25 protein-coding genes are annotated in these 24130 nt (G+C 69.2%); 7 read left to right on the forward strand and 18 right to left on the reverse strand.

What is annotated here, in order from left to right; genetic code table 11:
* Both BVI061214_RS11100 and asnS read left to right on the forward strand, forming a co-directional pair.
* A partial coding sequence (locus tag BVI061214_RS11100) for an HAD family hydrolase (RefSeq protein WP_053768665.1) occupies positions 1–554 on the forward strand: 554 nt, incomplete at its 5' end.
* A gap of 12 nt (positions 555–566) precedes the next feature.
* Positions 567–1883 (forward strand): asparagine--tRNA ligase, encoded by a 1317-nt coding sequence (gene asnS / locus BVI061214_RS11105; protein WP_053768425.1) that lies wholly within the window; start codon positions 567–569, stop codon positions 1881–1883.
* A gap of 304 nt (positions 1884–2187) precedes the next feature.
* Here asnS and pdxT read toward each other — a convergent pair whose 3' ends face one another.
* From pdxT to BVI061214_RS11135, 6 genes are all read right to left on the reverse strand, one after another.
* Positions 2188–2763, reverse strand: coding sequence for a pyridoxal 5'-phosphate synthase glutaminase subunit PdxT (gene pdxT, locus BVI061214_RS11110; RefSeq protein ID WP_053768426.1), 576 nt, complete (start codon positions 2761–2763; stop codon positions 2188–2190).
* A 7-nt stretch (positions 2764–2770) separates the two neighbouring features.
* Complete coding sequence (gene uvsE, locus BVI061214_RS11115) at positions 2771–3631, reverse strand: UV DNA damage repair endonuclease UvsE (RefSeq protein ID WP_053768427.1); 861 nt, start codon at positions 3629–3631, stop codon at positions 2771–2773.
* Positions 3628–4143 (reverse strand): YceI family protein, encoded by a 516-nt coding sequence (locus tag BVI061214_RS11120; protein ID WP_053768428.1) that lies wholly within the window; start codon positions 4141–4143, stop codon positions 3628–3630. Before BVI061214_RS11120 ends, uvsE begins: the two co-directional genes overlap by 4 nt.
* Positions 4140–4673 carry a flavin reductase family protein gene (locus BVI061214_RS11125; RefSeq protein WP_003044655.1) on the reverse strand — a complete coding sequence of 178 codons (534 nt, stop codon included), beginning with the start codon at positions 4671–4673 and terminating at the stop codon, positions 4140–4142. Before BVI061214_RS11125 ends, BVI061214_RS11120 begins: the two co-directional genes overlap by 4 nt.
* A 1-nt stretch (position 4674) precedes the next feature.
* Positions 4675–5298 (reverse strand): SDR family NAD(P)-dependent oxidoreductase, encoded by a 624-nt coding sequence (locus tag BVI061214_RS11130; protein ID WP_053768429.1) that lies wholly within the window; start codon positions 5296–5298, stop codon positions 4675–4677.
* 78 nt (positions 5299–5376) lie between these two features.
* The gene (locus BVI061214_RS11135) at positions 5377–6159 is read right to left on the reverse strand and encodes a bacteriorhodopsin (RefSeq protein ID WP_003044660.1); all 783 of its coding nucleotides are present in this window, start codon (positions 6157–6159) and stop codon (positions 5377–5379) included.
* Between the two features lie 152 nt (positions 6160–6311).
* On the opposite strand from BVI061214_RS11135, the gene BVI061214_RS11140 reads away from it, so the two are divergent.
* Positions 6312–7079 (forward strand): Brp/Blh family beta-carotene 15,15'-dioxygenase, encoded by a 768-nt coding sequence (locus tag BVI061214_RS11140; RefSeq protein ID WP_053768430.1) that lies wholly within the window; start codon positions 6312–6314, stop codon positions 7077–7079.
* Here BVI061214_RS11140 and BVI061214_RS11145 read toward each other — a convergent pair.
* Positions 6997–8445, reverse strand: coding sequence for an SDR family oxidoreductase (locus tag BVI061214_RS11145; RefSeq protein ID WP_053768666.1), 1449 nt, complete (start codon positions 8443–8445; stop codon positions 6997–6999). The two genes, BVI061214_RS11140 and BVI061214_RS11145, sit on opposite strands and share 83 nt — an antisense overlap.
* A 95-nt stretch (positions 8446–8540) precedes the next feature.
* Between BVI061214_RS11145 and BVI061214_RS11150 the strand changes: the two genes are divergently transcribed.
* The 4 genes from BVI061214_RS11150 to BVI061214_RS11165 are packed head-to-tail and all read left to right on the forward strand — an operon-like array spanning position 8541 to position 12555.
* A complete protein-coding gene (locus BVI061214_RS11150; protein ID WP_053768431.1) occupies positions 8541–9911 on the forward strand; it encodes a phytoene desaturase family protein in 1371 nt (456 codons plus the stop codon).
* 45 nt (positions 9912–9956) lie between these two features.
* The gene (locus BVI061214_RS11155) at positions 9957–10487 is read left to right on the forward strand and encodes a TetR/AcrR family transcriptional regulator (protein ID WP_053768432.1); all 531 of its coding nucleotides are present in this window, start codon (positions 9957–9959) and stop codon (positions 10485–10487) included.
* Entirely contained in the window at positions 10484–11065 is a 582-nt protein-coding gene (locus BVI061214_RS11160; RefSeq protein ID WP_053768433.1) for a LolA family protein, read from the forward strand. Before BVI061214_RS11155 ends, BVI061214_RS11160 begins: the two co-directional genes overlap by 4 nt.
* Positions 11062–12555 (forward strand): MFS transporter, encoded by a 1494-nt coding sequence (locus BVI061214_RS11165; protein WP_053768434.1) that lies wholly within the window; start codon positions 11062–11064, stop codon positions 12553–12555. Before BVI061214_RS11160 ends, BVI061214_RS11165 begins: the two co-directional genes overlap by 4 nt.
* Here the strand turns inward: BVI061214_RS11165 and BVI061214_RS11170 are convergent.
* From BVI061214_RS11170 to fsa, 11 genes are all read right to left on the reverse strand, one after another.
* Positions 12491–13735 carry an alpha/beta hydrolase gene (locus tag BVI061214_RS11170; protein ID WP_053768435.1) on the reverse strand — a complete coding sequence of 415 codons (1245 nt, stop codon included), beginning with the start codon at positions 13733–13735 and terminating at the stop codon, positions 12491–12493. The two genes, BVI061214_RS11165 and BVI061214_RS11170, sit on opposite strands and share 65 nt — an antisense overlap.
* Positions 13736–13774: 39 nt before the next feature.
* Complete coding sequence (locus tag BVI061214_RS11175) at positions 13775–14656, reverse strand: R2-like ligand-binding oxidase (protein ID WP_053768436.1); 882 nt, start codon at positions 14654–14656, stop codon at positions 13775–13777.
* 15 nt (positions 14657–14671) lie between these two features.
* Positions 14672–15385, reverse strand: a complete 714-nt coding sequence (locus tag BVI061214_RS11180) for a class I SAM-dependent methyltransferase (protein ID WP_053768437.1) — start codon at positions 15383–15385, stop codon at positions 14672–14674.
* Between the two features lie 48 nt (positions 15386–15433).
* Entirely contained in the window at positions 15434–16096 is a 663-nt protein-coding gene (locus tag BVI061214_RS11185; protein ID WP_053768438.1) for a DUF4397 domain-containing protein, read from the reverse strand.
* Positions 16097–16152: 56 nt separating this feature from the next.
* Positions 16153–17394: a Na+/H+ antiporter NhaA gene (gene nhaA / locus BVI061214_RS11190; RefSeq protein ID WP_053768439.1), complete on the reverse strand. Its 1242-nt coding sequence runs from the start codon at positions 17392–17394 to the stop codon at positions 16153–16155.
* A gap of 7 nt (positions 17395–17401) precedes the next feature.
* A complete protein-coding gene (locus BVI061214_RS11195; protein ID WP_053768440.1) occupies positions 17402–19456 on the reverse strand; it encodes a heavy metal translocating P-type ATPase in 2055 nt (684 codons plus the stop codon).
* Between the two features lie 31 nt (positions 19457–19487).
* Positions 19488–19859 (reverse strand): ArsR/SmtB family transcription factor, encoded by a 372-nt coding sequence (locus BVI061214_RS11200; RefSeq protein ID WP_040684186.1) that lies wholly within the window; start codon positions 19857–19859, stop codon positions 19488–19490.
* On the reverse strand, positions 19840–20721 hold the full coding sequence (gene pdxS, locus BVI061214_RS11205; RefSeq protein WP_053768667.1) for a pyridoxal 5'-phosphate synthase lyase subunit PdxS: 882 nt from the start codon (positions 20719–20721) through the stop codon (positions 19840–19842). Before pdxS ends, BVI061214_RS11200 begins: the two co-directional genes overlap by 20 nt.
* A 91-nt stretch (positions 20722–20812) precedes the next feature.
* Positions 20813–21973, reverse strand: a complete 1161-nt coding sequence (locus tag BVI061214_RS11210; RefSeq protein WP_487246346.1) for a peptidoglycan DD-metalloendopeptidase family protein — start codon at positions 21971–21973, stop codon at positions 20813–20815.
* A gap of 112 nt (positions 21974–22085) precedes the next feature.
* Positions 22086–23366, reverse strand: a complete 1281-nt coding sequence (rho, locus tag BVI061214_RS11215) for a transcription termination factor Rho (RefSeq protein WP_053768442.1) — start codon at positions 23364–23366, stop codon at positions 22086–22088.
* Complete coding sequence (gene fsa / locus BVI061214_RS11220; protein WP_003044689.1) at positions 23363–24028, reverse strand: fructose-6-phosphate aldolase; 666 nt, start codon at positions 24026–24028, stop codon at positions 23363–23365. Before fsa ends, rho begins: the two co-directional genes overlap by 4 nt.
* Positions 24029–24130: the final 102 nt, after the last annotated feature.

Consider the following 24130-nt stretch of genomic DNA (forward strand, 5'->3'; position numbering starts at 1 on the left):
TGGCCGCCCTGCTGGAAGAGGCGGCCCAAGAGGCCATCCGCCTGGCCCGGCGGCTCGGCCTGCCCCTCGAGGGCTACACCGCCCAGGGGGGCTTCTACGTGGAGGGCGATAGCCCCCTCCTTCAAGCCCACCAGGACCTTCTGGGCCTAAAGGCGGAAGGGGCGGACCTCTTAAGGCTAGAAGAGCCCCTGGTCCGCCTCCAGGTCCTAGCCGGTCCCGAAGCCCCCTTGGGCGCCCTTTTGGATGCCCTCCCCCCCGGCCTCACCTACCACGTGGCCGAAAGCCCCAAGATGCCCGGGGTGCGCTTCGTCTCCCTCACCAAAGCGGGCGTGAGCAAGCTCTCCGCCGCCCGCCTGGTGGCCGAGGCCTACGGCCTCTCCCTGGCGGAGTGCGCCATGGTGGGGGATGGGGAGAACGACCTGGAGCTGATCCGGGCCGTGGGCCTGGGCGTGGCCATGGGGAACGCCCCGGAAAGCGTGAAGCGGGCCGCCAAGCGGGTGGTGGCCCCGGTGGAGGCCTGCGGCCTGGGGGAGGCCCTGGACCTCCTGGGGTAGACTAGCCCAGGTATGCGGGCCTTCATTGAGGAGATCGCGCGCCACGAAGGGCAGGAAGTAGAGCTAAGGGGCTGGGTCTACGGAAAGCGCTCCAAGGGCAAGATCCTCTTCCTGATCCTCCGGGACGGGACCGGCTTCCTGCAGGCCACGGTGGTCAAAGGGGAGGTCCCCGAGGAGGTCTTCCAAAGGGCCGACCACCTGCCCCAGGAGACCGCCCTCAAGGTGTGGGGCCTGGTGCGGAAGGACGAACGCGCCCCCGGGGGGTACGAGCTTGCCGTACGGAACCTGGAGGTGGTGAGCCTCCCCCAGGGGGAGTACCCCATCGGCCCCAAGGAGCACGGCATTGACTTCCTCATGGACCACCGCCACCTCTGGCTCCGCCACCGCAGGCCCTTCGCCGTCATGCGCATCCGGGACGAGCTAGAACGGGGCATCCACGAGTTCTTCGGCGAGCGGGGCTTCCTGCGCTTTGACGCCCCCATCCTGACCCCCAGCGCCGTGGAGGGCACCACCGACCTCTTTGAGGTGGACCTTTTTGACGGAGAGAAGGCCTACCTCTCCCAGTCGGGCCAGCTCTACGCCGAGGCCGGGGCCATGGCCTACGCCAAGGTCTACACCTTCGGCCCCACCTTCCGGGCGGAAAGGAGCAAGACCCGGCGCCACCTCCTGGAGTTCTGGATGGTGGAGCCCGAGGTGGCCTTCATGACCCACGAGGAGAACATGGCTCTCCAGGAGGAGCTTGTGCGCTACCTGGTGGGCCGGGTCCTGGAACGGCGGGCCAGGGAGCTGGAGATGCTGGAGCGGGACCCCAAGGCCCTGGAACCCGCCGCCCAGGGCAACTACCCCCGCCTCACCTACAAGGAGGCCGTGGCCCTGGTGAACCGCCTGGCCGAGAAGGACCTCGAGGTCCCCCCCCTCCCCTACGGCGAGGACTTCGGGGCCCCCCACGAGGCCGCCCTCAGCCGCCAGTTTGACCGCCCGGTTTTCGTGGAGCGCTACCCCGCCCGCATCAAGGCCTTTTACATGGAGCCGGATCCCGAAGACCCCGAGCTGGTCCTCAACGACGACCTCCTGGCCCCCGAGGGCTACGGGGAGATCATCGGGGGAAGCCAGAGGATCCACGACCTGGAGCTTTTGCGGCGCAAGATCCGGGAGTTTGGCCTCCCCGAGGAGGTCTACGAGTGGTACCTGGACCTCCGCCGCTTCGGGAGCGTCCCCCACTCGGGCTTCGGCCTGGGGCTTGAGCGCACCGTGGCCTGGATCTGCGGCCTCAGCCACGTGCGGGAGGCCATCCCCTTCCCCAGGATGTACACCCGCATGCGCCCCTGAGGCCGGAGGCGTCCGGCTGACGCGCATAGGGGAGACCCCCTGGGCCGCCCGAAGCCCCGAGGCGGTGGCCCAGGGAAGGGGTTGCGGCCAAAGGCCCGGTCCCCGGACTCCCCACGGAGGCTGAGGAGAGGCTGACGTCCGACTCCCTTGCCGATACAACTCCCCTCCCACGGCCGGGCGGGGCAAGGGACGGGAAACCCCGCTCTCCGGGACCTCCCTTCTCTCCGGGAGGCCCTAGGCCACAGGGGCCTGAAAGCTTTCCGGGAAGGAAGCCCCCGGTTGCCTCTGGCCGGGACCCCGTGAGCTAGACCCCTGCCAGCTCCAGAAAGAGGCGGTGAAGGCGGGCGTCCTCCGTGAGCTCGGGGTGGAAGCTGCTGGCAAGAAGCCTTCCCTGGCGCACCAGGACGGGAAGGCCCCCAAGCTCCGCCAGGACCTCCACCCCCTCCCCTAGCCTGCGGAAGACGGGGGCCCGGATGAAGACCCCAGGGAAGGGACCGAGGCCCTTCACCTGCACCTCCTCCTGGAAGCTCTCCACCTGCCTGCCGAAGGCGTTCCGCTCCACGGCCACGTCCAGGACCCCAAGGCGAGGCTGCTCGGGGTAGCCCAAGATCTCCTTGGCCATCCAGATGGCCCCGGCGCAGGTGCCAAAGAGGGCCAGGCTCCCCTCCTCCACCCGCCGCCGCACCGCCTCCTCGAGGCCGTACTCCCGGGCCAGTTTGCCGATGGTGGTGGACTCCCCGCCGGGGACGATGAGGGCCTTAAGGCCCAGAAGGTGCTCGGGCTTGCGAACCTCTTTGGCCTCCACCCCAAGCCGCCTGAGGGCCTCCTTGTGCTCGCGGAAATCCCCCTGTAGGGCCAAGACGCCGACCACGCCCCTCATCCTGGCCCTAGGCCCCCCTCTTGTCAAGGACGGGCTCTAAGGCCCTCTCCTTCCCCTTGGCCTCCAGCATGAGGTCGGCGGGGCCGGGCAAGGCCCCAAGGAGCCTCTCCCAGTCCTCCCGGGCCACGAAGAAGGCGTGGGCCCCGGGGCGCTTGCCAGGGTCCTGGCTGGAGAGGTGGACCTTGGGCCGGCCCCTCCAGGTGGAAAAGGCCAAGGCCAGGGCCTCCTTCAGGGAAAGCCGCCCGGGGTTTAAGGCGTGGTGGAGGGCGTCCACCACCACCCCCACCCCCAGGGCCTCGGCCGCTTCCAGGACCTCCTCCACACTCCAGAGCCTCTCGTCGTTTTCCAGGGCCAGGTAGCGGAGGACCTCGCCCTCTCCCCGGAGGTTTTCCACAAAGCGCCTGAGGGCCCGCCTCCGGTCCCCGTAGGCCCCGCCCAGGTGGAGGACCAAAACCCCTTCCTCGGCCTGGAGGAGGCTCAGGACCCGGGCCGAGTAGCGGAGCTCCGCCAGGGAGCGCTCCACCACCTTTGGGCTTGGGCTTCCCGGGTTCACGTACTGGCCGGGGTGCATGGAAAGCCGCTGGCCCAGAGCCCGGGCCAGGGCCCCCAGACGGGCGAGCTCCGCCCCATGGGCCCGCTCCCAGTCGTAGGGGAAGGCGGGGTGGGAGGCGAAGGGGATCAGGTGCTGGCCAATGCGGAAGAGGTGGAAGCCCTCCTTTGGGTTCCAGCGGAGGATCCTCTCCAGATCGGCCAGGTTCTCGGCCGCCTTGGCCCGGGCCCGCTCCTCCGAAAGCGAGGCCAGGCGCAGGGTGTGGTTGGTGCTGGCCCTGAGGGTCAGGTTCTCGCAGGGATAGCCCAGCCGGATCACCGCCGGACCTCAGCCTCCAGGAAGACCTCCACCTCGTCCCGGACCTCGAGGAAGAGGAAGCGGGGCCGTTCAAACCCCCAGTCGGAGAAGCGGGTCGTGAAGGCCCCCCGGAAGCGGAAGGCCCCGGGGCCTCCGGAAAGCTCCCCCAGAACCCTCACCGGCCTCCGCCTCCCCGCCATCTCCAGCTCCCCCTCCACCACGAAGGAGGCCCCGTCCCGGTAGGCCCGCCTGGGGTAGAGGCAGGCCAGGGGGTACTCCTTGGCCTTCAGGATCTCCAGGGCCTTCTTGTCCCGCTCGCCATTGCCCGAGTCCCAGGCCTCCTGCCGGAGGCACACCTTCCCAGAGGCCCTCTCCAGGCCGTCCCAGACCACCTCCCCTTGGGCGGTGGGGTTTTTACCCTCCCAGCTTCCCAAGGGGTAGTAGCCCCGGTAGCGGGCCAGGCCCTCCACGGCGTAGGGGGCCTGGGCCTGGGCTATAAGCAGGAAAATGAACAGGAAAAGGATCCTCCTCACGGCTTCTCCCCTCCGCTCGGAACGGGAACTCTGGACCGCTCCTTTGGGCTAAACCGCCAGCGCTCCCCTAAGGTGGCGTAGTCCCGGAAGCCCAGGAAGAGGATGGGCCTTTCCTTGGCCTCCCGGGAGCCCTCGGCGTGGACCACCTCCCCCAGGAAGAGGGCGTGGTCCCCGTCGGTGGGCCACTCCGAGACCCGCATCTCGTAAACGGCCAAGGCCCTCTCCGGCACCAGGGTGTGGAGGAGCTTCCGCGCGGGCCTAAGGGCCACCCCGAGCCGCCTGGCCTTGTCCACCTTACGCCCGGAGAGGTACCCGGCCCGCACCACCCAGTCCCGATCCTCCCAGGGCAGGAAGGCCAGGGCGGCTTCCGAAAGCTCCCGGAGGAGGCTTAGGGTGTGGTTCTTCCGGTCCACGGCCAGGAGGAAGCGGAAGGGCTCCTTGGAGGCAGGCATCCACCAGGCCATGGGCATGAAGTTGCGGCCCACAGCGAGGAGGGCCAGGCGCATGGGGTAGAAGTGGGCCCGGTACACCCTAGACCTCCAGGACCTGGGGCGGGGGGTCCCGCAGGACCCCTTCCAGGACCCTCCCCGCGGCCTCCTCGGGGGAGAGGGCCCCTTTGGGCGGCCCGCCCAGGGGGGTCCAAAGCCCCGTGGCCACGGCCGGAAGCCGCACCAGGACCAGGTGCACCCCTTCCCGGGCAAGCTCCTTCCTGGCCGCCTCCACGTAGGCCTCGAGGGCCCCCTTGGCGGCGGCGTAGGCGGCGAAGCCGGGAACCCGCACGTAGGCGGGGTAGGCCCCGAAGAAGACGGCCCTAGCCCCCTTGTTGAAGCGGGCGTGCTTGAGGAGAAAGGCCGCCGTGAGCAGGTGGGCGGCCAGCATGCCCTCCAGGGCCTCCCGGCTCACCTCCCGCACGGGATGCCGCCCCGCCACCCCCACGGCGTGGAAGAGAAGGTCCAGAGGCCCCACCTCCTCCAGGAGGGCCCTGGCCTCCAGCTCATCGCTGAGGTCGGCGGGGAGGGCCCGGCCGCCCACGGCCTGGGCTAGCTCCAAAAGAGGGCCGGCCCGCCGCCCGGAAAGGAAGAGCTCCTGGCCCTTAAGAGCTCGGGCCAGGGCCCCACCCAATCCCCCTGTGGCGCCGGTGATGAGGACACGCATGGCCTTCAGGCTAAAGGCTGAAGCGGCCGCGGTTTGTAGGGCAGGGAGAAAAGCCCCAGGCGGGCCGCCTCCAGGCGTTCAGGCGGCCTTGACTCCCTCCCCGAAGCCCTCCTCGAGGCTCTTCGCCCGGGCGATGGCGAAGACGAGGAGGCCGTAGATGGGCTTGGCGATGAGGTCGGCCAGGCTATACCCAAGCTGGATGGCCACTTCCTGGGCGGCCCCGCCGGGAAGCCAGGTGCCCAGGGCGTAGGCGATGGGGTAGAAGCCCCAGGACATCAGGAGGACGAGCCGAGTAGCACCGAGAAGCTCCAACACCCTGGGGCCGAACTTGGCCTCCCGGATGGCCTGGCCCAGCTCCACCCAGAGCACGTAGAGGATGTAGAAGAAGGGCACCGAGGACAAGGCCCCCCAGAGCGTCCGCGGACCGGGCTCGGTGTTGACCTCCCCCACGTACCCGAGGCCCAGCATGAGCACGGAGGCCACCACCAGCTTGATCCCCAGGTTCCAGGTGCGGGCCGCAGGGAGACCCAGCACCAGGATCAGCTCCAGGAGGAGAAGGGGTACGGTGAGGAGCCAGTCGGCGTAGCGGTAGAAGTCGTTGAAGGGCTTCCCCGTGGGCACGTAGACCCCTCCTTGCAGCTGGTAGGCCCCCACCCAGCTCTCAAAGATACGCAGGTAGTGATAGCCTGCGATGAAGACGATCAGGGCGGAGAGGTAAAGGGCGATGTGGTACCTGGGGGCCACGTAGCTCCGCGCCAGGAGGAAGAAGACGAAGGCGGCGAACATCCCGGCGATGGTCAGGGAGAGCATGTTGAACACCAGCCAGTACTGGCCAAAGCTCAGTTCCGGAAGCATCCGCATAACTCACGACCTCCTTTCTCGGCAGCCCGCCTGGGGCTTCAAGGCCATTAGAGAGCAAGGAAAAGGCGGAAACGTTTACCTACACAACATTTTGACAAAAGGTGTACACTACACCACAAACGCCTTTCTCAAGGCACGGGAAAAGATGAGGCATGCCCTCTTTCTACCTCCTTCCCTTCATCTTCCTCCCCGAGGCCTGGGCCCTGGGCCTCCTCCTCCTCTCCGCCCTGGCCTTAGGGATGCCCCACGGCGCGGCCGACCTTTTGGTAGCCCGGAGGCTTGGCCTGCCCCTCCTGCCCTACCTAGCCCTCTATCTGGGCCTTGCGGGCCTTCTCCTGGCCCTCCTCCTCCAACAGCCTGCCCTCGCCCTCCTCCTCTTCTTGGGCATGGCCCTCTTCCATTGGGGCCGCGTGGAGGGCAAGGGGGCCCTGGGGTACCTGAGGGCGGGCACGATCCTCCTCTTTCCTTTCCTTTTCCATCAGGAGGCCATCCAGCCCTTTCTCCAGGCCTTCTCTGGGGGTTTTGGCCTTCCTCCATGGGTAGCGGGGGCCTCGTGGGGCTTCCTTCTGCTCCTTGCACTCCGGGAGAGGCCAAGGGCCAGAGCCCTAGGGGACACCCTCCTCCTGGCCTTGGTGGCGGCCTTGGCCCACCCCTACGCCGCCTTGGGAGGCTACTTCATCCTCCAACACAGCCTGGACAGCCTGCGCCTGGTGGGCGTTCGGGGTCGGGAGTGGCTCTGGGTGTACGGGGGGACTCTAGGGGGGATCGTCCTCGCCCTCCTCCTTTACCCCAGGCTCCAGGACCCCCTGGCCGCCTACATGGGGGCCATCTTCGCCCTCACCCTGCCTCACCTCCTGACCATGGAGCTTTGGCTTGGGCGGCTTCGGCCTCGCGGACAATCGCCCGCGCCAGGTCGCTGAAGATGCGCCGGTGGATGGGGTAAAGGGCCCACCAGTAGAGGAAGCCCGTGAGGCCCTTGGGCTCAAAGTAGGCGGTCTGGACCAGGAGGCTTCCCCCCTTCTCCTCCCGGGCCTCCCACTCCAGCCAGGCCCGCCCGGGAAGGCGCATCTCCGCCCGCAGGCGGAGGAGCCGGGGAGGCTCTACGGCCTCCACCCGCCAGAAGTCCACCGCCTCCCCGGGGAGGAGCTCGGTGGGGTGGCGCCTCCCCCGCCTCAGGCCCGGCCCCCCCACCATCCGGTCCAACAGGCCCCTCAGGACCCAGGCCCAGTTCCAGGCGAGCCAGCCCCGCTCGCCACCTAGAGAAGAGAAGCTTCTGAAGAGGGCTTCCGGGGAAGCCTTGGCGTGGAGGACCCGGACCTCGCGGATGAGGCCCTCGCGGTCCTCGAGGCGGTACCCTTCCCCGTAAAGCGCCCCGGACCAGCGGGTCTCCACCTCCCCCAGGGCGATGCGCTCCAGGGCCAGCTCCACCGCCTTGCGGTAGGGGATGGGCTCCACCTCGGGGAAGAGGGCCCTGGCCCTACCGGTGTCCGCCACCAAGGGGTGGAGGATCCCCTCCACCAGGGGCAGGGCCAGGCGGTTGGGGATGGGGGTCACCAGGCCCACCCAAAGGGCGGCGAGCCTGGGGGCCAGCACGGGGACGGGAAGGATGACCCGCTTAAGCCCCCGGACCTCGGCGTAGGTCTCCATCATGGCCTTGAAGGAGAGGGGCTCGGCGCCGATCTCCACCACGCCGGAGGGCCCCCGCTCCAGGGCCAGGAGGAGGTAAGCCAACACGTCGCGGATGGCGATGGGCGAGACGGGGTTCAGCACCCAGCGGGGGGCCACCATGATGGGCAGGCGCTCCGTCAGGTAGCGGACCATCTCAAAGCTAGCGGACCCCGAGCCCACGATGGGCCCGGCGCGGAACTCCGTGGCGGGGAGGTTTGCCCTCAGGATCTCCCCCACCTGGGCCCGGCTCCTTAGGTGGGGGGAGGGTTTCCCTTCCTTGGGCAGGAGCCCGCCGAGGTAGACCACGTGCGCAAGGCCCACCTCCCGGGCCACCCGGGCGAAGGTCTCCGCCTGGCGGCGCTCCGCCTCCTGGAAGGCCTTTTCCGAGAGCATGGCGTGGACCAGGTAGTAGGCGGCCTCCACCCCCTCCAGGGCCCGCCTCAGGGCTTCCTCGTCCTCGAGGCTCCCCCGCACCACCTCCACCCGCCCCGCCCAGGGGCGCCCCTGAAGGCGGGCCTCGTCCCGCACCAGGACCCGCACCTGGTGGCCCCTCTCCAGAAGCCTAGGCACCAGCCTTCCCCCCACGTAGCCCGTGGCCCCCGTAACCAAGACGCGCACGCTCCAAGCATACCCGTGCTCCCCTCGGGGAAGGTGGCGGGGGACCATGGTCCAGGCCAAGGTCTTTCCCAAACGGGGGGGCTACCCTAGGCCCCGTGCGGGCTTTGGTGGTGGGGGCGGGCATCGGGGGGCTGGTGGCGGCCAGGGCCCTGAGGCGGGCGGGCCTAGAGGTCCTGGTCCTGGAGGCCCACACCTACCCGGGGGGCCTCGCCGGGAGCTTCTACCACCGCGGCTTCCGCCTGGACGCCGGGGCCACCCTCCTTTCCGGCTTCGCCCCCGGAGCCCCCCTGGCCCTGGTGGCGGAGGCCCTGGGGATGCGCTTCCCCGTGGAGCCCCTCCCCGAGGGCTTCCCCCTCCTGGAGGTCCACCTGCCCCGGGGAAAGGTGGTGCGCCCCGTGGGGCGGGAGGCGGAGCGGGAGGCCCAGAAGGACTTCTTCGGCCCCCAGGTCCTCCCCTTCTGGCGCTGGCAGGCGGAGCGGGCGGATAGGCTTAAGGCCCTGGCCCCTAGGCTCCCCTGGCCCCCGGAAGGGGAGGAGCTTCCAGGACTTTTAAGCCTATTCCCAAAGCTCCTCCCCCTCCTCCCCGACCTCTTCCTGAAAGCGGTCCACCGGGCCCCCAAAGACCCCCTTTTCCTCCGCTTCCTGGACGCCCAGCTCCTCATCGCCAGCCAAACCGAGGCCAGGAGGACCTACGCCCTCTACGCCGCCATGGCCCTGGACCTGCCCCACCTGGGCCCGGCCCTGGTCCCGGGAGGGGTGGGCCGGGTGGCCGAGGCCCTGGCGGAGGGCCTCGAGGTCCGCTACAAGGCCAGGGCGGGGAGGCTCCTCCTGAAGGAAGGACGGGCCTGGGCCGTGGAGGTGGTCTACGGGGGGAGGCGGCGGGGGGAAAAGGAGGTGGTGGAGGCCGACCTCTTCGTCCTCAACGTCCCCCCGGAGCCCCTCCTGGGCCTTCCCGAGAAGGTGCCCAAAGACGCCTGGGGGGCCTTCGCCGTCCACGGGGTCCTGCCCTTTAGGGCCCCTCCCCCCTACTTCCGGCAAAACGCCAGGGAGAGGCCCTTCGCCTTCCTCTCCTTGCGCCCCGAGGGGGAGAAGACGGCCTTCGCCCTAAGCCTCCACACCCCCCTGGCCCTCTGGGAGGGGCTTTCCCGGGAGGAGTACGGGGCGCTCAAGGCCCGGTGGGGGGCCCTGGCCCTAAGCCTGGGGGAAGCCCTCCTTCCCGGGCTAAGGGAGGCGGAGTTCCTCCTCTTCGCCACCCCCCTGACCTACTGGCGCTTCGCCGGGCGGGCCTGGGTGGGGGGCTACCCCCAGACCCACCCCTTCCGCTTCCCCCGGGTGCGCCTCCTTGCCAACGTCTTCCGGGTGGGGGAAGGGGTCTTCCCGGGGCAGAGCGTCCCCGCCGCGGCCCTCTCCGGCCTCAGGACGGCCCGCCTAGCCCTGGCGGAGCTTGGCCTCAGGGGCCGAATGTAACCTAGCGCACACCGCTTTGGCTCGGGCACCTACCTACTGGTAGGTATGGACACCCGGGCCCGCATCCTCCAGGCCGCCCGCAGGACCTTCTCCGAAAAGGGCTACGCGGCCACCCGCCTGGACGATCTGGCGGCAGAGCTGGGCCTCACCAAGGGGGCTCTGTACCACCACTTCCGCAGCAAGCGCGAGCTCCTCCTGGCCCTCCTCGAGGCCTCCCAGGCCGAGGCCCGCCGGGCTTTGGAAGGCGAGGCCCCGCTGGAAGAGCGTCTTCTACGCTACGCCCTCGCCTACCAGGAAGGGGTGGAGCCCCTGGCGGCTCTGGCCAGCGCCCAGGGGGGCCGGGGTGGGGAGGAGGAGGCCAAGGACCTGGCCCAGGAGGCCATGCGCCGGGAACTGGCCTTTTTGGAGGCCTTTTTTTCCCGTCTGGCCCCGAGTAAGGGCCGGGAGCTGGCCGCCCTCTTCGCCTCCATCGTCCACGGGGCCCACATGCTGGAAAAGCACGTGGGCGGGTACCGGGCGGAGGACCTCCTCAGAGAAGGCATCCGGGTGTTCGCAAGGGGGGTAGAGGAAAGATGAAACGGGTCTACACGTTTATCCTGACGCTGGCTTTGGCTTTGGCCTGGGCGCTTTCTCCGGAAGAGGTGTGGCAGGCCCTCGAGGCCCACGGCAAGGTGCAGGGCTACCTGGCCCAGGCCCGCCAGGGCCCGGTGGTCTACCAGGTGGCCTACCTGCGGCCCAAGGTGCGCATAGACTGGCTGGAAGGCCCCGATTACCTGAAGGGGAGCGCCTTTATCTCCGATGGGGAAAAGGTCTGGAGCAAGGGGCCCAAAGGGAGCTGGCAGGTCTCCCCCGCTGGCGCCGCCCCCGATGACCCCATGCAGCTCCTCTTCACGGATGCCAAGGCCCTGCGCAAGGACTACGTGGTGCGGGAGGTAGAGGAGGAAGGAGGGCTGTGGACCTTCGTCCTGGCCAAAAAGGTGCCCCCAAAGGACGAGCGCCAGCCCGCTGCCTGGCGGATCACCCTGAACCCTAAGGGGCACCTGCCCTTCCGCTACCAGGCGCTTTCCCCTTCCGGGAAGGTTCTCTCCACCGTGGAATACCTCAAGCTGGACCCCACGCCTCCCTCTCCCAGCCTCTTTGAGGTGAAGCCGTGAACGGCCGCTTGCTCCTCGCCCTCCTCCTGGGCGTCTTCATGGGCGCCCTGGACAACGCCATCCTCGCCCCCGCCCTCCCCGCCATCGCCGAAGACCTGGGCACGGGCGTGGATCGGGTCACCCTGGCCTTTTCCATCTACTCCGTCTTCTACGCTGTGGCCGTGCCCATCCTGGGGCGGCTCTCCGACCTTTGGGGCTATGGGCGCATCTACGGGACCTCCATGGCCCTTTTCGCCGGGGGTAGCGCTCTGGCCGCCCTCTCCTCCAACCTGGAGACCCTCGTCGTGGCCCGGGTTATCCAGGCCGTGGGCGCAGGGGGGCTCTTTCCTGTGGCCCAGGCCATCGTGGGGGCCACCGTGGCCCAGGAAAAGCGGGGAGCCTACCTGGGGCAGATCCTGGGGGTCTTCGCCCTGGGGAACGTGCTGGGCCCCAACCTGGGCGGCTTCATCGTGGAGCGGGCCTCCTGGCACTGGGTCTTCTGGATCAACGTGCCCATCGGCCTGATCGGGGTCCTGCTCCTTCTCGGCTCCCCCCTGCCCAAACCCCAGGGGAGAGCCATCTTGGACCTGGTGGGCGGGCTTCTGGTGGCCCTCACCTTCGGCAGCCTGGTGCTGGGTATCCAGGGGCTGGAGCGCCTGACGGAGCTGGGGTTCTTCTCCCTTAGGATCGGCGGGCTTTTCCTGCTTTCCGTAATCTCTGCCCTCCTCCTCGTCCTCTACGAGTCCCGCCACCCCGCTCCCCTCTTGGACGTGCGCCTGGCCCTCTCCCCGCCCTTTTTGCCCCTCTGGCTGGTGTCCACCCTGGTGGGCTACGCCCTTTTGGGGGGCATCATCTTCGCTCCCCTCTACGCCCAGGTGGCTTTCTTTCTCTCGCCCTTCGCCTCGGGGGCCATACTGAACGCCCTGGCCCTGGCCCTGGGGGGGATGAGTGGCTTCGCCGGGGCCATGGTGGGGCGTCTGGGCGGCAAGCGCCTGGTGGTCCTGGGCATGGGCTTCACCGCCCTGGGGCTATTCCTCATGGCCTACCTGGCCAACACCCTCTTCGTGCTTCTTCTAGGGCTCTTTCTCCTGGGAACCGGGCTCGGCATGGTGCAGGGTCCCCTCTCCTACCTGGCCCTTGGCCTCGCTCCAGAGGGGAGCCAAGGCCAGGTGTCCAGCCTGGTCTCCCTCACCCGGAGCCTGGGAGCCGCGGCCGGCATCACCATCTCCGGGGTGCTCCTTTCCCGGAAGAGCCAGGAGCTGGCCAGCCTCACCGCCGGAGGGCCCGTGGGCTTCTCGGGAGGGACAGGCAACCTGGCCGAGGCCCCCGCCTTCGTCAAGGCCCTCCTGCAGAACACCCTGGGGGCCGGGGTGCTGGACGGGTGGCGGCTGGCCTTCTTCGCCGCCCTACTGGGCTTCGCAGCCGCCTTCCTCCTAAGGGAGGCCCCTAAAGCCCAAGCCGCCGCAGGTACGCCAAAACCTCCCCGGCCGTCCGGTCCTCCCGCTCGGTGAGGAGGTCCAGGTGGGTGAGGCCGGGGAGGACCTTGGCCTCTGCGGGGGTGCCGGGGAAGACCTCCCCCAGGCGGAAGCCTTGGGGATCGGGGAAAAGGCCCCTCCCCGCCCCCAGGGCCAGGACCGGGTAGGGGAGGGCCCGGGGCTTAAGGCCCGGGAGGACGTAGGGGTAGCCGCCGATCTCCAGGAGAAGCCGGTAGGGGAAATACCACTCGGAAAAGCCGGTCTCGGGCCGGGCATAGGCCCTCAAGAAAGCCCTCGGGTCCGTGGCCTCCCCCGTGTCCCGCCAGCGGACGAGCCCGTCCCTGGGCCCCCTCACCGTGAGAACCAGCCGCCCCTGGAGAAGGCCCAGGAGGCTAAGCCCCTCCCTGGCCCAGGCCCGGCCCGCGCTCACGCTGAAGACGGGAAAGAGGCTGTAGTGGTCGTCCACCCGCAGGAGGGCTAAAGCCTCCCGGGTGGCCCGATAGGGGCCGAAGGGGACGGGCTCCTCGGGGCGCTTTGCTGCCAGGTAGGCCTCGGCCTCCGCCAGGGCCAGGTCCTTGGGGGTGAGAAAGGCCCCAAAGACGGGGCTCGCCTCGCCGGCGAGGAGGGCCTTGAGCCCGGGGAGGCGGCCAAAGGGGGTGTCCTGCCCCTCCAGGAAGGCCTCCCGGGACACCTGGACCAGCCCCAGGCTCCCGTCCAGGAGGACCAGGCCCCCAAGCTTCTCCCCGTGGAGCCAGGCGTATAGGGTGGCCAGGGAGGCCCCCAGGGAGTGGCCCAGGAGGACCACCGGGCCCCGCTTCCTGGCCTCCTCCACCGCCAGGTCCAGGTCCCCTAGGTGCACCTCCAGGCCCCAAGCCCGTAAGGGGCTCAGGTCTGGCGCCTTGAGGTTCCGGTAGTAGGCCAGGGGGTCCGCCTGGAGAAACCCCTGGCGGTCCTCGAGGCCGTTGGCCCGCCTCTCCCAGGCCCAGACCTCCAAGGAGGGGTCCAGGGCCTTGAGGCGCTCCGCCAGTAGGGCGAAGTTGGTGCTCCCGCCCAAAAGCCCCGGCACGAAGAGGAGGACCGCCCGGGGCCTTTCCGCCGGGTAGACCAGGGCGTAACTTCGGTCCAGGTGGGCCAAGCCCGTGTCCGCCCCAGGAAGGGCCCGGTACTCCTGGGCCAGGGCCGAGGCCAGAAGGAGCAAGGCGGCCAGAAGGCGCATGGTCCTAGGCTGAAGGCCAAACCCCCCGGGGACTAGGGCCTACCCCACAAGCCCCTCCAAGGCCCCAGGACCCAGGCTCCTGGCCCTCTCCAGAACCCGCATCCGGCTGGAGAACTGGCCCATGGCGTAGGCCAGGAACTCCTCCAAGGCGATCTCCAAAGGCATCCCCTCGGGATAGGCGGCAAAGAGCTCCTGCACCACCCCCAGGGCCTCCGGCAGGAGGAGGTTAAGCCGCGCCTCCACCACGGACCAAAGCCCCGGGTCCTCCCCCAGGTGGCGGGCGATGAGGAAAAGGCCGTAGGCGATGTGGCGGCTCTCGTCCTGCTTGATGTGGGCCACCCCCGCCAGGGTACCCGGGAGGTCCAGGCCCCGCGCCCTCAGGCGCTCCGCCGCCTGGAAGAAGCCCTGGTAGCCCGTCTCGGCCAGTACCCCCTCCACCACCACGTTGTAGGTGAGGGCGGCCTCCACCTGGGCCCTGGGGCTCGGATCCTGCTCCAGGCGGCCCATGGCCTCGGGGAGGAGTTCATGGAAGATGCGGCGGTAGTGGGGCCCGTGGTAGTGGGCGAGCCCCCCCTTGGCCGAGGCCACCTCCTCCAGGAAGCGGGCGAAGAACTCCACGTGCTTGGCCTCCTCCAGGAGGAAGGTGGTGAGGTACATCTCCTCCTCCAGCCTCCCTTCCTGGGCCACCACCCGCACCAGGGGCAGGAGGTCCAGGGTCACGGCCTCCTCCCCGCCCAGGAAGAGGCTGGTGAGCCTGAGGAGAAGGTCCTGGGCCCGGGGGTCCAGGGCCTCGTAGGTGGCCTGGTCCTGGGTAAAGTCCAGGGCCGCGGGGTCCCAGAAGAGGCGCTTGGCCTTGTGGTAAAGCCTCAGGGGAAAGCCCGCCTCGAGGCCCCGCTCCACGCTCTTAAAGCCCGTGCGCATTCCGCCTCCTTTACCTCATCCTACCTCGGCCAGGATCAGGCCCAGCCGCCCCCACCGCTCCACCCGGGACCGAAAGCCCGCCTCCTCCAGGAGGGCCAGGATCTCCTCCTCCCTAGGTCGCCAGAGGCCAAGCCCAGACCCGGGGCCCAGGAGCAAGAGGCCGAAAAGCCGCCCGCCCGGCCTCAGGACCCGCCTGGCCTCTAAGGCGGCCATCCGGGGGTCCTGGAACTCGTTCCAGGTGGGGCCGACGGCCACACCCCCAAAGACCCCGTCCCGGAAGGGAAGCCTTTCCCCGTGCCCAAGGAGGTAGGCGCCGGGCCGCTTTCTCTGGGCCACCCGGAGGAAGGCCAGGGAGGGGTCCAGGCCTATGGCCTCTTCCCCCAGGGCCTCCCGGTAAACCCCGGTCCCGGTGCCCACGTCCAGGAAGGGGGGTCCGGCAGGGAGGAGCCAGGCGCGCATTCGGTCCAGCTCCTGGGCGAAGGAAAGCCGTCCCCCGGATAGGAGGGCCGTGGAACGCGCCCGCCAATGGTCGTAGAAGTGGGCCACCGGGGGAAGGGCGTTCACCAGGCGGAGGTGGGGCCTCTCCCCATAGGCCCGCAGGTCCAAAAACCCCCCGCGCCAGGGGTAGCGGGCCCCGCAGGCCGGGCAGAGGGCCTCCTCCCCCAGAAGGAGCCCCGCCCGGCACCGGGGGCAAGCCAAAAGAGAGCTAAGCCAAGGGAGAAGCCTCAAGGAAGAACCTCCCCCGGGGTAGGCCCGGGGAAGGGGGGCTTAGGAGCCTTAGCGGCCCCCAAGGACGGTGGCGTCCACCGCGGCCACCACGGTGAGGGTCCCCTGGCCGAGGCTGCCCACGGCGAAGAAGGTGTACATCTTACCGCTTTCCAGGGTCACGCCGGGAAGGGCCAGCGCCACGGTGGTGGTGCCCGCCGCCCGGACCTCGAGGTCATAGGTCCCCGCGGGCACGGAGAGGTAGGTGCTGGCCCGGGGGAAGGGAAGGCCCGCGAAGAGGACCGGGCCCCCCTTCACGGCCACGTCCACCGCCGGGGCGTCGGGGGAGGCGTGGACCACCCGCACCCGGGCGTACCCTGCCCGGGGGAAGAAGCCCGCCAGGGAGTCCGTGTAGACCTGGGGCCGGATACTATTCAGGAAGCCGGTGGCGGCCACGGTGTAGTACACGCCCTCCTTCAGGTCCAGCTCCGCGTCTATGACCACCGGCGAGCTCTGCCCGGCGGGGACCACCTGCACCCGCACCTTGGCCGCGGGCAGGGGGATGTAGCGGGTGACCTCCTTAAAGGCCAAGTTGGTGATGGCCCGCTGGCCGTTCACCAGGACGTCCACCGCCGGAGCATCCGGGGAGAGGTGGGCCACCCGCACCATGGCCCCCTGGGCCAGGGCCAGACCGCTTACCGCCAAAACCGCCAAAAGCGCCAAAACCTTTTTCATCGCTTCCCTCCAAGGAAGAGTATGAGGGAAGACTTGTTGTACAAGTTTTGTCCAGGCTACAAAGCCTCCGGCCTCGAGGCCCTCGCCTGGAAGCCCCGGAGGAGGGCAAAGCCCAAGATGCCGGCCAGCAGGGAGGCCCCCAGGACCCCCACCTTGGCCTGGTCCAAAAGCTCCCCGGCAAAGGCCAGCCCGGCGATGAAGAGGGCCATGGTGAAGCCGATCCCGGCCAAAAACCCTACCGCCAGGATGCCCTTGAACCCCACCCCCTCGGGCAGCATCCCAAGGCCCAGGCGCAGGGCAAGCCAAGCCCCCAGCAAGATCCCCAGGGGCTTGCCCAGGAGGAGGCCCAGGGCCACCCCAAAGGCCACGCTCCCCAGGGAAAGGCCCGCCAGGCCCACCCCGGCGTTGAAGAAGGCGAAGAGGGGAAGGATGGCGTAGGCCACCCAGGGATGGAGGGAATGCTCCAGGCGGTGCAGGGGGCTTTGCGCCCCCTCCACCTCCTCCTCCAAGGTTTCCAGCTCCAGCTCCAAAGCCTCCGGCTCCTCCTCCCGGGTAGCCCCCTGGAAGGGCCTGGGAAGGCGCAGGGGAATGGCCAAGGCCAGAAGAACCCCCGCTAAGGTGGCGTGAAGCCCCGACTTCAGGATGAGGTACCAAAGGGGAAGCCCCAGGAGGAGGTAGGGCCAGAGCCACCGCACCCCGAGGCGGTTTAGGAGGAGCGCCAGGCCCAGGACCGCTCCCGCCCAGGCCAAGGCCCCCAGGTTCAGTCCCTCCGTGTAGAAGAGGGCGATGACCAGGACCGCCCCCAGGTCGTCCACGATGGCCAAAGTGAGCAGGAAGAGCTTGAGGCCCAAGGGCACCCCGGGAACCAGGGCCATCACCCCCAGAGCGAAGGCGATGTCCGTGGCCATGGGGATACCCCAACCCCGGGCCTCGGCCCCCTGGGCGTTGAGAAGGAGGTAAAGGCCAGCGGGGACCGCCATCCCCCCCAAAGCGGCCGACAGGGCCAGCCCCGCCCGGCGGACCTCCCTAAGCTCCCCCACAAGGAGCTCTCTTTTCAGCTCCAAGCCCACCAGAAGGAAGAAAAGGGCCATGAGCAGGTCGTTCACCCAGAGGACAAGGGGTTTCTCCAGGGCGAACTCCCCTATCCGCAGGCCCACAGGCACCTCCTTGAGGGCGAAGTACGAGGCCGCCCAAGGGCTATTGGCCAGAAAGAGGGCCAGAAGGGCGGCAAAGAAAAGGAGGAAGCCCCCTTTGCTCTCGCTTTCCAAGATTTGCTCCACCCAGCGCCTGACCAGCATGGGGGGATTATACCCGGGCCCAGAGGAGGCGCAGGCTGTTCAGGCTGACCAGGACCAGGGCCCCGTTGTCGGCCAGGACCGCGGGCCAGAGCCCGGTCAGGCCAAGAAGGGTGGTGAGGAGGAAGAGGCCCTTGAGGCCCACGGCCAGGGCGATGTTCTGGAAAATCACCCGCCTCAGGAAGCGGCTTAAGCGAATGGCCCGGGGAAGGGCCCTAAGGCTCATAAGCCCGGCGTCCGCCGCCTTCAGGGCCACCTCGGTGCCCTCCAGGACCGCCAAGCCCACCGTGGCCCGGGCCAGGGCGGGGGCGTCGTTGACCCCGTCCCCCACCATGGCCACCCCCCCCTCCCGGTCCAACGCCGCCACCAGCTCCAGCTTGGCCTCGGGGGTGAGGCGGGCCCGCACCTCCTCCGGGCCCAGACCTAGGGCCCGGCCCAGGCCCAGGGCCGCCGCCTCGCCGTCCCCCGTCAGGAGGAAGGGCTTCAGCCCCAAGCGGCGCACCTCTTCCAGGACCTCCCGGGCCTCGGGCCTTGGGGCATCGGCGAAGAGGAAGAGGGCCAGGGGCCTTTCTCCCTTCACCAGGAGGGCCAGGCTGTACCCCTCGGCCTCCAGGGCTGCCACCCGGCGGGCGAGCTCGGGAGAGAGGGCAAGGGCGCCCGGGCGCATAAGCCCCACCTCCTCCCCCTCCACCTGGGCGAAGACCCCTAGGCCGGGAACCCCCCGGTGCGCCCTGGCCTCAGGGAGGGGAAGCCCCCGGGCCCTTTCCCGCACCGCCCGGGCCAGGGGGTGGCTCATCCCCACCCCCACCGCCGCCGCCAGGGCCAAAGCCTCGGCCTCGGGAAGCCCCAGGGGCTCCACCCGCAAAAGCCTGGGCTCCCCCAGGGTGAGGGTCCCGGTCTTGTCCAGGGCCAGGTGGCGCACCCAGCCCAGCCGCTCCAAAGCCCCACCCCCCTTGAAGAGAACCCCGAGTCTGGCCCCCCGGGCCACCCCGGCGGCCACGGCGGCGGGCACCGAGACCACCAAGGCGCAGGGGCAGGCGATGAGGAGGAGGGCCAGGGCCTGGTAGAGGTGGCGCTGGAACTCCCCCACAAAGAGGGGCAGAACCCCGCCCCAGAAGAGGGCCAGGAGGAGGACGGCCGGGGTGTAGCGGCGGCTGAAGGCGTCCACCAGCCGCTCCATCTGGGACTTGCGCAAAAGGGCCTCCTCGGCCAGGCGCTCCATCTGGGCCAGGAAGCCCTCGAGGGGGGCCTTCTCCACCCTGAGGAGAAGGCTCCCCGTCACCACCAGGCTCCCCCCGTAGACCCTCTCCCCGACCCCTCGCCTCTGGGGCAGGGGCTCCCCAGTGAAGGCGGCCTCCTCCACCTCCGCCTCTCCCTCCAGGACCACCCCGTCCGCAGGCACCCTCTCCCCCTGGGGCACCCGTACCCGGTCCCCGGGCTTCAGGGCCCCAAGGGGAACCTCCCGGACCTCCTCCCCCTCCAGCCTTAGGGCCCGCCTGGGCAGAAGGCTCGCCAGGGCGAAGATGGCCTTGCGGGAGCGGTCCACGCTGTAGGCCTCCAGCACCTCCCCCACCAGGAAGAGGAAGACCACCACCGCCGCCTCGGCCCAGGCCCCCAGGATGAGGGCCCCCAGGGTAGCCAGGACCACCAGGGCCTGCATGCTGAAGGGGTTCTGGCGGAGGCCGGCCAGGGCCCGCCTGGCCAAGGGGAAAGCCCCCAGGAGGGCCGCCAGGGCGTACCCATAGGTCCCCCACTGGGGCCAGGCCTGGGCGAGGAGGAAGGCCAGGGCAAGGAGGCCCCCGGTGAGGAGGGCCCAGGGCCAGGGGCCGGGAAAACGCCTAGCGCGGAGGCCCTCGGGCTGCAGACGGTACCCCATGGGCCTCAGGACCCGCTCCAGCTCCTTTTCCGCCTGGGGGTTTTCCACCACCAAGAAGAGCTTTCCGCTGGCGAAGCTAACCTGGGCCGCCGCCACGCCCGGCAGGCTCCTGGCGGCCTCCTCCACGTGGCGGGCGCAGTCGGGGCAGTCCATGCCCTCCACGCGGTAAACCCTGGGAGTGGGTTCCATGCCCCCAGGGTAGCGTCATTTGAGCAATCGTTCAAGTGTCTTCTTCCGCGTGGGCCAGGGCCCCCTCCAAGAGGGCCTCCACGTGCTGGTCGGCGAGGCGGTAGTAGACCTGCTTCCCCTCCCGGCGGAAGGCCACCAGCCGGGCCTGGCGGAGAAGCCTGAGCTGGTGGCTCACCGCCGAAACCGAGACCCCGGCCAGGAGGGCCAGGTCGCACACGCAAAGCTCCCCCGCCGCCCTTAGGGCCAGGAGGAGACGCATGCGGGTGGGGTCGGAAAGGGCCTTGAGGAGGAGGGCCGCCCTTTGCAAAAGGCCTTCCTCGGGAAGGGCGGCCCTGGCCCGCTCCACCCTTTCCGGGTGGATCTCGTAGACCCCGCAGACCGCCCTACCAGCCCCGCTTGGCAAGCCTTTCCTCTTCCTTGAGCTGGTCCAGGTTGATGCCCACCATGGGCTCCCCCAGGTCCTCGCTGACCTCGGCCAGGACCTCGGGGTCGTTGTAGTGGGTCACCGCCCGCACGATGGCCCGGGCCCGCTTCTTGGGGTCCCCGGACTTGAAGATGCCCGAGCCCACGAAGACCCCGTCCATACCCAAGTGCATCATGAGGGCGGCGTCGGCAGGGGTGGCGATGCCCCCGGCGGCGAAGTTCACCACGGGAAGCCGCCCGTGCTGGTGCACCCAGCGCACCAGCTCCAAGGGCGCCCCGATCTCCTTAGCGTAGGCCACAAGCTCGTCCTCGCGAAGCGACTGGACGTAGCGGATCTGCTTCCACATGGTGCGGGCATGGCGCACCGCCTCCACCACGTTGCCCGTGCCCGCCTCCCCCTTGGTGCGGATCATGGCCGCCCCCTCGGCGATGCGCCTAAGGGCCTCCCCCAGGTCCCGGGCCCCGTTCACGAAGGGCACTTTGAACTTCCACTTGTCAATGTGGTGCTCCTCGTCGGCGGGGGTCAGGACCTCGGACTCGTCTATGAAGTCCACTCCGATGGCCTCCAGGATCATGGCCTCCACGAAGTGGCCGATCCGCACCTTGGCCATCACGGGGATGGACACCGCCGCCATGATCTCCTTGATGATCTTGGGGTCGGACATGCGGGCCACGCCCCCCTGGGCCCGGATGTCGGCGGGAACCCTCTCCAAGGCCATGACCGCCACCGCCCCCGCCTCCTCGGCGATGATGGCCTGCTCCGGGGTGGTCACGTCCATGATCACCCCGCCCTTGAACATCTCGGCGAACCCGGTCTTGATCTGGAAGGTGCCCTTCTCCATGCCGACCTCCATCCTCCACCTTACGCCTCAGGGGGTCAAGGGTGGTGAGGCACAAACCCGGGGGGCGGCGCCCCCCGGGCCAGGCCCCGGCTTAGGGCAGGTAGGCCAGAGGGTTCCGGGGCACCCCGTTCACCCGCACCTCAAAGTGGAGGTGGGGACCCGTGGACCAGCCCGTGGAACCCACGTAACCGATGAGATCCCCGGCCTCCACCCACTGGCCTGGCCGCACGGCGATGCGGCTCATGTGGGCGTAGAGGGTCTCCACCCCGCCCCCGTGGTCCAGGACCACGTGGAAGCCGTAGCCGAAGGAGCTCCAGCCCGCCACCTGCACCTGGCCCGACTTGGCGGCCACGATGGGCGTGCCGTAGGGCGCGGCCAGGTCAATGCCGGTGTGGTAGCGCTGGAAGGCTCCCCGCCCGCCGAAGTAGGTGGTGATGCGGAAGCCGGAAAGGGGCCAGCGCATCCCCCCTTCCTGGTAGCTCACCCGGCGCACCTGGGGCCTTTGAACCTGGGCCTGGCGGACCTGGGCTTGGCGAAGCTGGGCCTGGCGCAAGGCCTCCTGCCGCCTCCGCTCCTCGGCCAGGCGCCTAAGCTCCTCCTGGCGCTTGCGCTCGGCCTCGAGACGGGCCTGCCTTTCCGCCTCCTGCTTGGCGAGCAAGCGCTGGTAGGTGGCCTTGGCCTCTATGCCGGGCAGGAGGACCAGGTCCCCGGGGCGGAGGGCCGTGGGGTCCTCCAGGCCGTTGGCCTTGGCCACCTCCAGTGGGGAGAGGCCAAAGCGCCGGGCCAGATCCACCAACGTCTCCCCCTCCGGCAGGGCCACCAGAAGCCCCTTGGTCTTCTTGGGAATGTAAAGGAGGCTCCCCGCCACCAGCCTGTCCAGGCTCTCCAAAGAGGGGTTGGCGGAGACAAGCTCCAAAGGCGAAAGGCCAAAGCGCTGGCTCAAAGAGGCCAGGGTGTCCCCGGGCCGGACCCGGTAGACCTCCACCCCAGGGGGGATGCGGGGCTTTCGCTCCTCCACCGCCACCAGGGGGATGCGGAGCTCCTGGCCCACCTGGAGGCGGTCGTCCTTAAGGCCGCTGGACCACAGGATGTGCCTGGGGTCCACCCCGTAGCGGGCGGCGATGCCCGCCAGGGTGTCCCCGGGGCGCACCGTGTAGAGCACCCACCCCTTCCTGGCCGTTCCCCCCACCTCCACCGTGGCCTCCGGAAGAGGCAGGGGGCTCAAGATGGGTAGCTTGGCCCAGGCGGGCAAGGCGCAAAATACGCACAAAGCTCCCAAAATCCCCCGCAAAGGTCACCTCCAAAAACCAAGCCCGGGGAGATTATACCAACCCCCCGGGCGAAAAGGGCAAGGGGCAAAAGGCCTAGCGGGCCGCCAAAGCGGCCAGGAACTCCTTGTTGCTCTTGGTGCGGGCCAGGCGGGAGAGGAGCATCTCCATGGCCTCGGCGGGGTCCATGTCCGCCAGAACCTTGCGCAGAAGCCACATCTTGTGGACCACCTCCTCGCCCAAAAGGAGCTCTTCCCGCCGGGTGCCCGACTTCAGGATGTCTATGGCCGGGAAGATGCGGCGCTCCTCGAGGCGGCGGGAGAGGTGGAGCTCCATGTTGCCCGTGCCCTTGAACTCCTCAAAGATCACATCGTCCATCCGGCTTCCCGTCTCCACCAGGGCGGTGGCCAGGATGGTGAGGCTCCCGCCCCCCCGGATGTTGCGGGCGGCCCCCAGGAAGCGCTTGGGGAAGTAGAGGGCGGCGGAGTCCAGCCCCCCTGAGAGGGTGCGGCCCGTGGGCGGGGTCACCAGGTTGTTGGCCCGGGCCAGGCGGGTGATGGAGTCCAGGAGGATCATCACGTGCCCGCCCTCCTCCACGATGCGCTTGGCCCGCTCGTGGACGAACTCCGCCACCCGGATGTGGTTCTGGGGGGGCTCGTCAAAGGTGCTGGCGATGACCTCGGCCCCCTCTACGCTTTCCCGGAAGTCCGTGACCTCCTCGGGCCGCTCGTCGATGAGGAGGACGATGACCTTGATGTCGGGCTCGTTTTTGAGGACGGCGTTGGCGATCTTCTTGAGGAGGGTGGTCTTACCGGCCTTGGGCGGGGCCACGATGAGCCCCCGCTGCCCCCGGCCGATGGGGGCCAGGAGGTCAATGACCCGGGTGGAGAGCTCGTCCGGGGTGGTCTCCAGCCGGATCTGCCGGTCGGGGAACTGGGGGATGAGCTCGTCAAAGCGGGGGCGGTTCTTGGCGGCCTCGGGGTCTAGGTCGTTGACCGCCTCCACCTTGATGAGGGTTCCGTAGCGCTCGTTCTCCCTGGGGGGCCGGGCCCGGCCCACGATGTAGTCCCCGCTCCTTAGGGCGTACTGGCGGATGAGCCCGGCGGAGACGATGGCCACCCGGGACTCGAGGTTGTAGAGGTTCTCCGTGAGGAAGCCGTAGCCATCGGGGCTGATTTCCAAGTATCCCCTCACCAGCTGCAAACCCTCCCCCTGGGTCTGCCTTTCCAGGAGGGCCATGATGAGCTGGTCCTTCTTCATGCGCTTGTAGTTCTCAATGCCAGCTTCCTGGGCCAACAGGTGGAGCTCCGGCAGGATCTTCCCCGCCAGGTCTTGGTAGGAAAGGGTCGTCTCAGGGGTTTCCGCTTTCTTCTTCATGGCTTGACCTTCTCCCAATCCTCCATAAAGCGCTTGAGGCCTAGGTCCGTCAGGGGATGCTTGAGGAGGGCCTTGAAGACGGCGTGGGGCATGGTGGCGATGTCGGCCCCCAGAAGGGCGGCCTCCGTCACGTGGCGGGGGTGGCGGATGGAGGCGGCGATGACCCGCACCGGCAGGTCCTGGACCTCCCGCATCTCCACGATCTCCCTCAAAAGCTCTCCCCCGTCCCAGGAGATGTCGTCCACCCGGCCCAGGAAGGGGCTCACGTAGCTGGCCCCCGCCCGGGCCGCCAGGAGGGCCTGGTTGGCGGAAAAGATGAGGGTCATGTTGACCCGGATGCCCTCGGCGCTCAATACCCGGCAGGCCTTGAGGCCCTCCTCGGTGGTGGGGAGCTTGACCACGATGTTGGGGTGGAGGGCGGCGAGCCTTCTTCCCTCCTCCACCATGGCCTTGGCCTCGAGGGCCGTGACCTCGGCGGAAACGGGCCCTCCGGCTAGCTCGCAGACGGCTTTCAGGTGCTGGCTAAGCCTTTCCCAGGTGAGGCGCTCCCCGGCAAAGGCCTTGGCCACCAGGGTAGGGTTGGTGGTGACCCCGGAGAGAACGCCCCAAAGGGCGATCTCCCGTATCTCCTCCAAGTCGGCGGTGTCCAGATAAAGCTCCATGTTGGGCTCCTTTTGGCGGGAAAGGACCGGCTTAGCTAGAGTCTAGCAGACGGCTAAAGGGCGTTGTCAAGGTAGGGAGGGGCCTGCTAGCATAGCCTTAGC

This window comes from Thermus aquaticus, assembly GCF_001280255.1.
Taxonomy (GTDB): Bacteria; Deinococcota; Deinococci; order Deinococcales; family Thermaceae; genus Thermus; species Thermus aquaticus.

What these genes read in the sequence shown, in the direction of transcription:
- BVI061214_RS11135 (WP_003044660.1), bottom strand. Translation starts at nt 6,159, where the DNA reads ATGCGGATGCTTCCGGAACTGAGCTTTGGCCAGTACTGGCTGGTGTTC.
- BVI061214_RS11175 (WP_053768436.1), bottom strand. Translation starts at nt 14,656, where the DNA reads ATGCGCACGGGCTTTAAGAGCGTGGAGCGGGGCCTCGAGGCGGGCTTT.
- BVI061214_RS11130 (WP_053768429.1), bottom strand. Translation starts at nt 5,298, where the DNA reads ATGCGTGTCCTCATCACCGGCGCCACAGGGGGATTGGGTGGGGCCCTG.
- pdxT (WP_053768426.1), bottom strand. Translation starts at nt 2,763, where the DNA reads ATGAGGGGCGTGGTCGGCGTCTTGGCCCTACAGGGGGATTTCCGCGAG.
- pdxS (WP_053768667.1), bottom strand. Translation starts at nt 20,721, where the DNA reads ATGGAGAAGGGCACCTTCCAGATCAAGACCGGGTTCGCCGAGATGTTC.
- nhaA (WP_053768439.1), bottom strand. Translation starts at nt 17,394, where the DNA reads ATGCTGGTCAGGCGCTGGGTGGAGCAAATCTTGGAAAGCGAGAGCAAA.
- rho (WP_053768442.1), bottom strand. Translation starts at nt 23,366, where the DNA reads ATGAAGAAGAAAGCGGAAACCCCTGAGACGACCCTTTCCTACCAAGAC.
- BVI061214_RS11140 (WP_053768430.1), top strand. Translation starts at nt 6,312, where the DNA reads ATGCCCTCTTTCTACCTCCTTCCCTTCATCTTCCTCCCCGAGGCCTGG.
- asnS (WP_053768425.1), top strand. Translation starts at nt 567, where the DNA reads ATGCGGGCCTTCATTGAGGAGATCGCGCGCCACGAAGGGCAGGAAGTA.
- BVI061214_RS11170 (WP_053768435.1), bottom strand. Translation starts at nt 13,735, where the DNA reads ATGCGCCTTCTGGCCGCCTTGCTCCTTCTGGCCTCGGCCCTGGCCCAG.
- BVI061214_RS11195 (WP_053768440.1), bottom strand. Translation starts at nt 19,456, where the DNA reads ATGGAACCCACTCCCAGGGTTTACCGCGTGGAGGGCATGGACTGCCCC.
- BVI061214_RS11155 (WP_053768432.1), top strand. Translation starts at nt 9,957, where the DNA reads ATGGACACCCGGGCCCGCATCCTCCAGGCCGCCCGCAGGACCTTCTCC.
- fsa (WP_003044689.1), bottom strand. Translation starts at nt 24,028, where the DNA reads ATGGAGCTTTATCTGGACACCGCCGACTTGGAGGAGATACGGGAGATC.
- BVI061214_RS11185 (WP_053768438.1), bottom strand. Translation starts at nt 16,096, where the DNA reads ATGAAAAAGGTTTTGGCGCTTTTGGCGGTTTTGGCGGTAAGCGGTCTG.
- BVI061214_RS11160 (WP_053768433.1), top strand. Translation starts at nt 10,484, where the DNA reads ATGAAACGGGTCTACACGTTTATCCTGACGCTGGCTTTGGCTTTGGCC.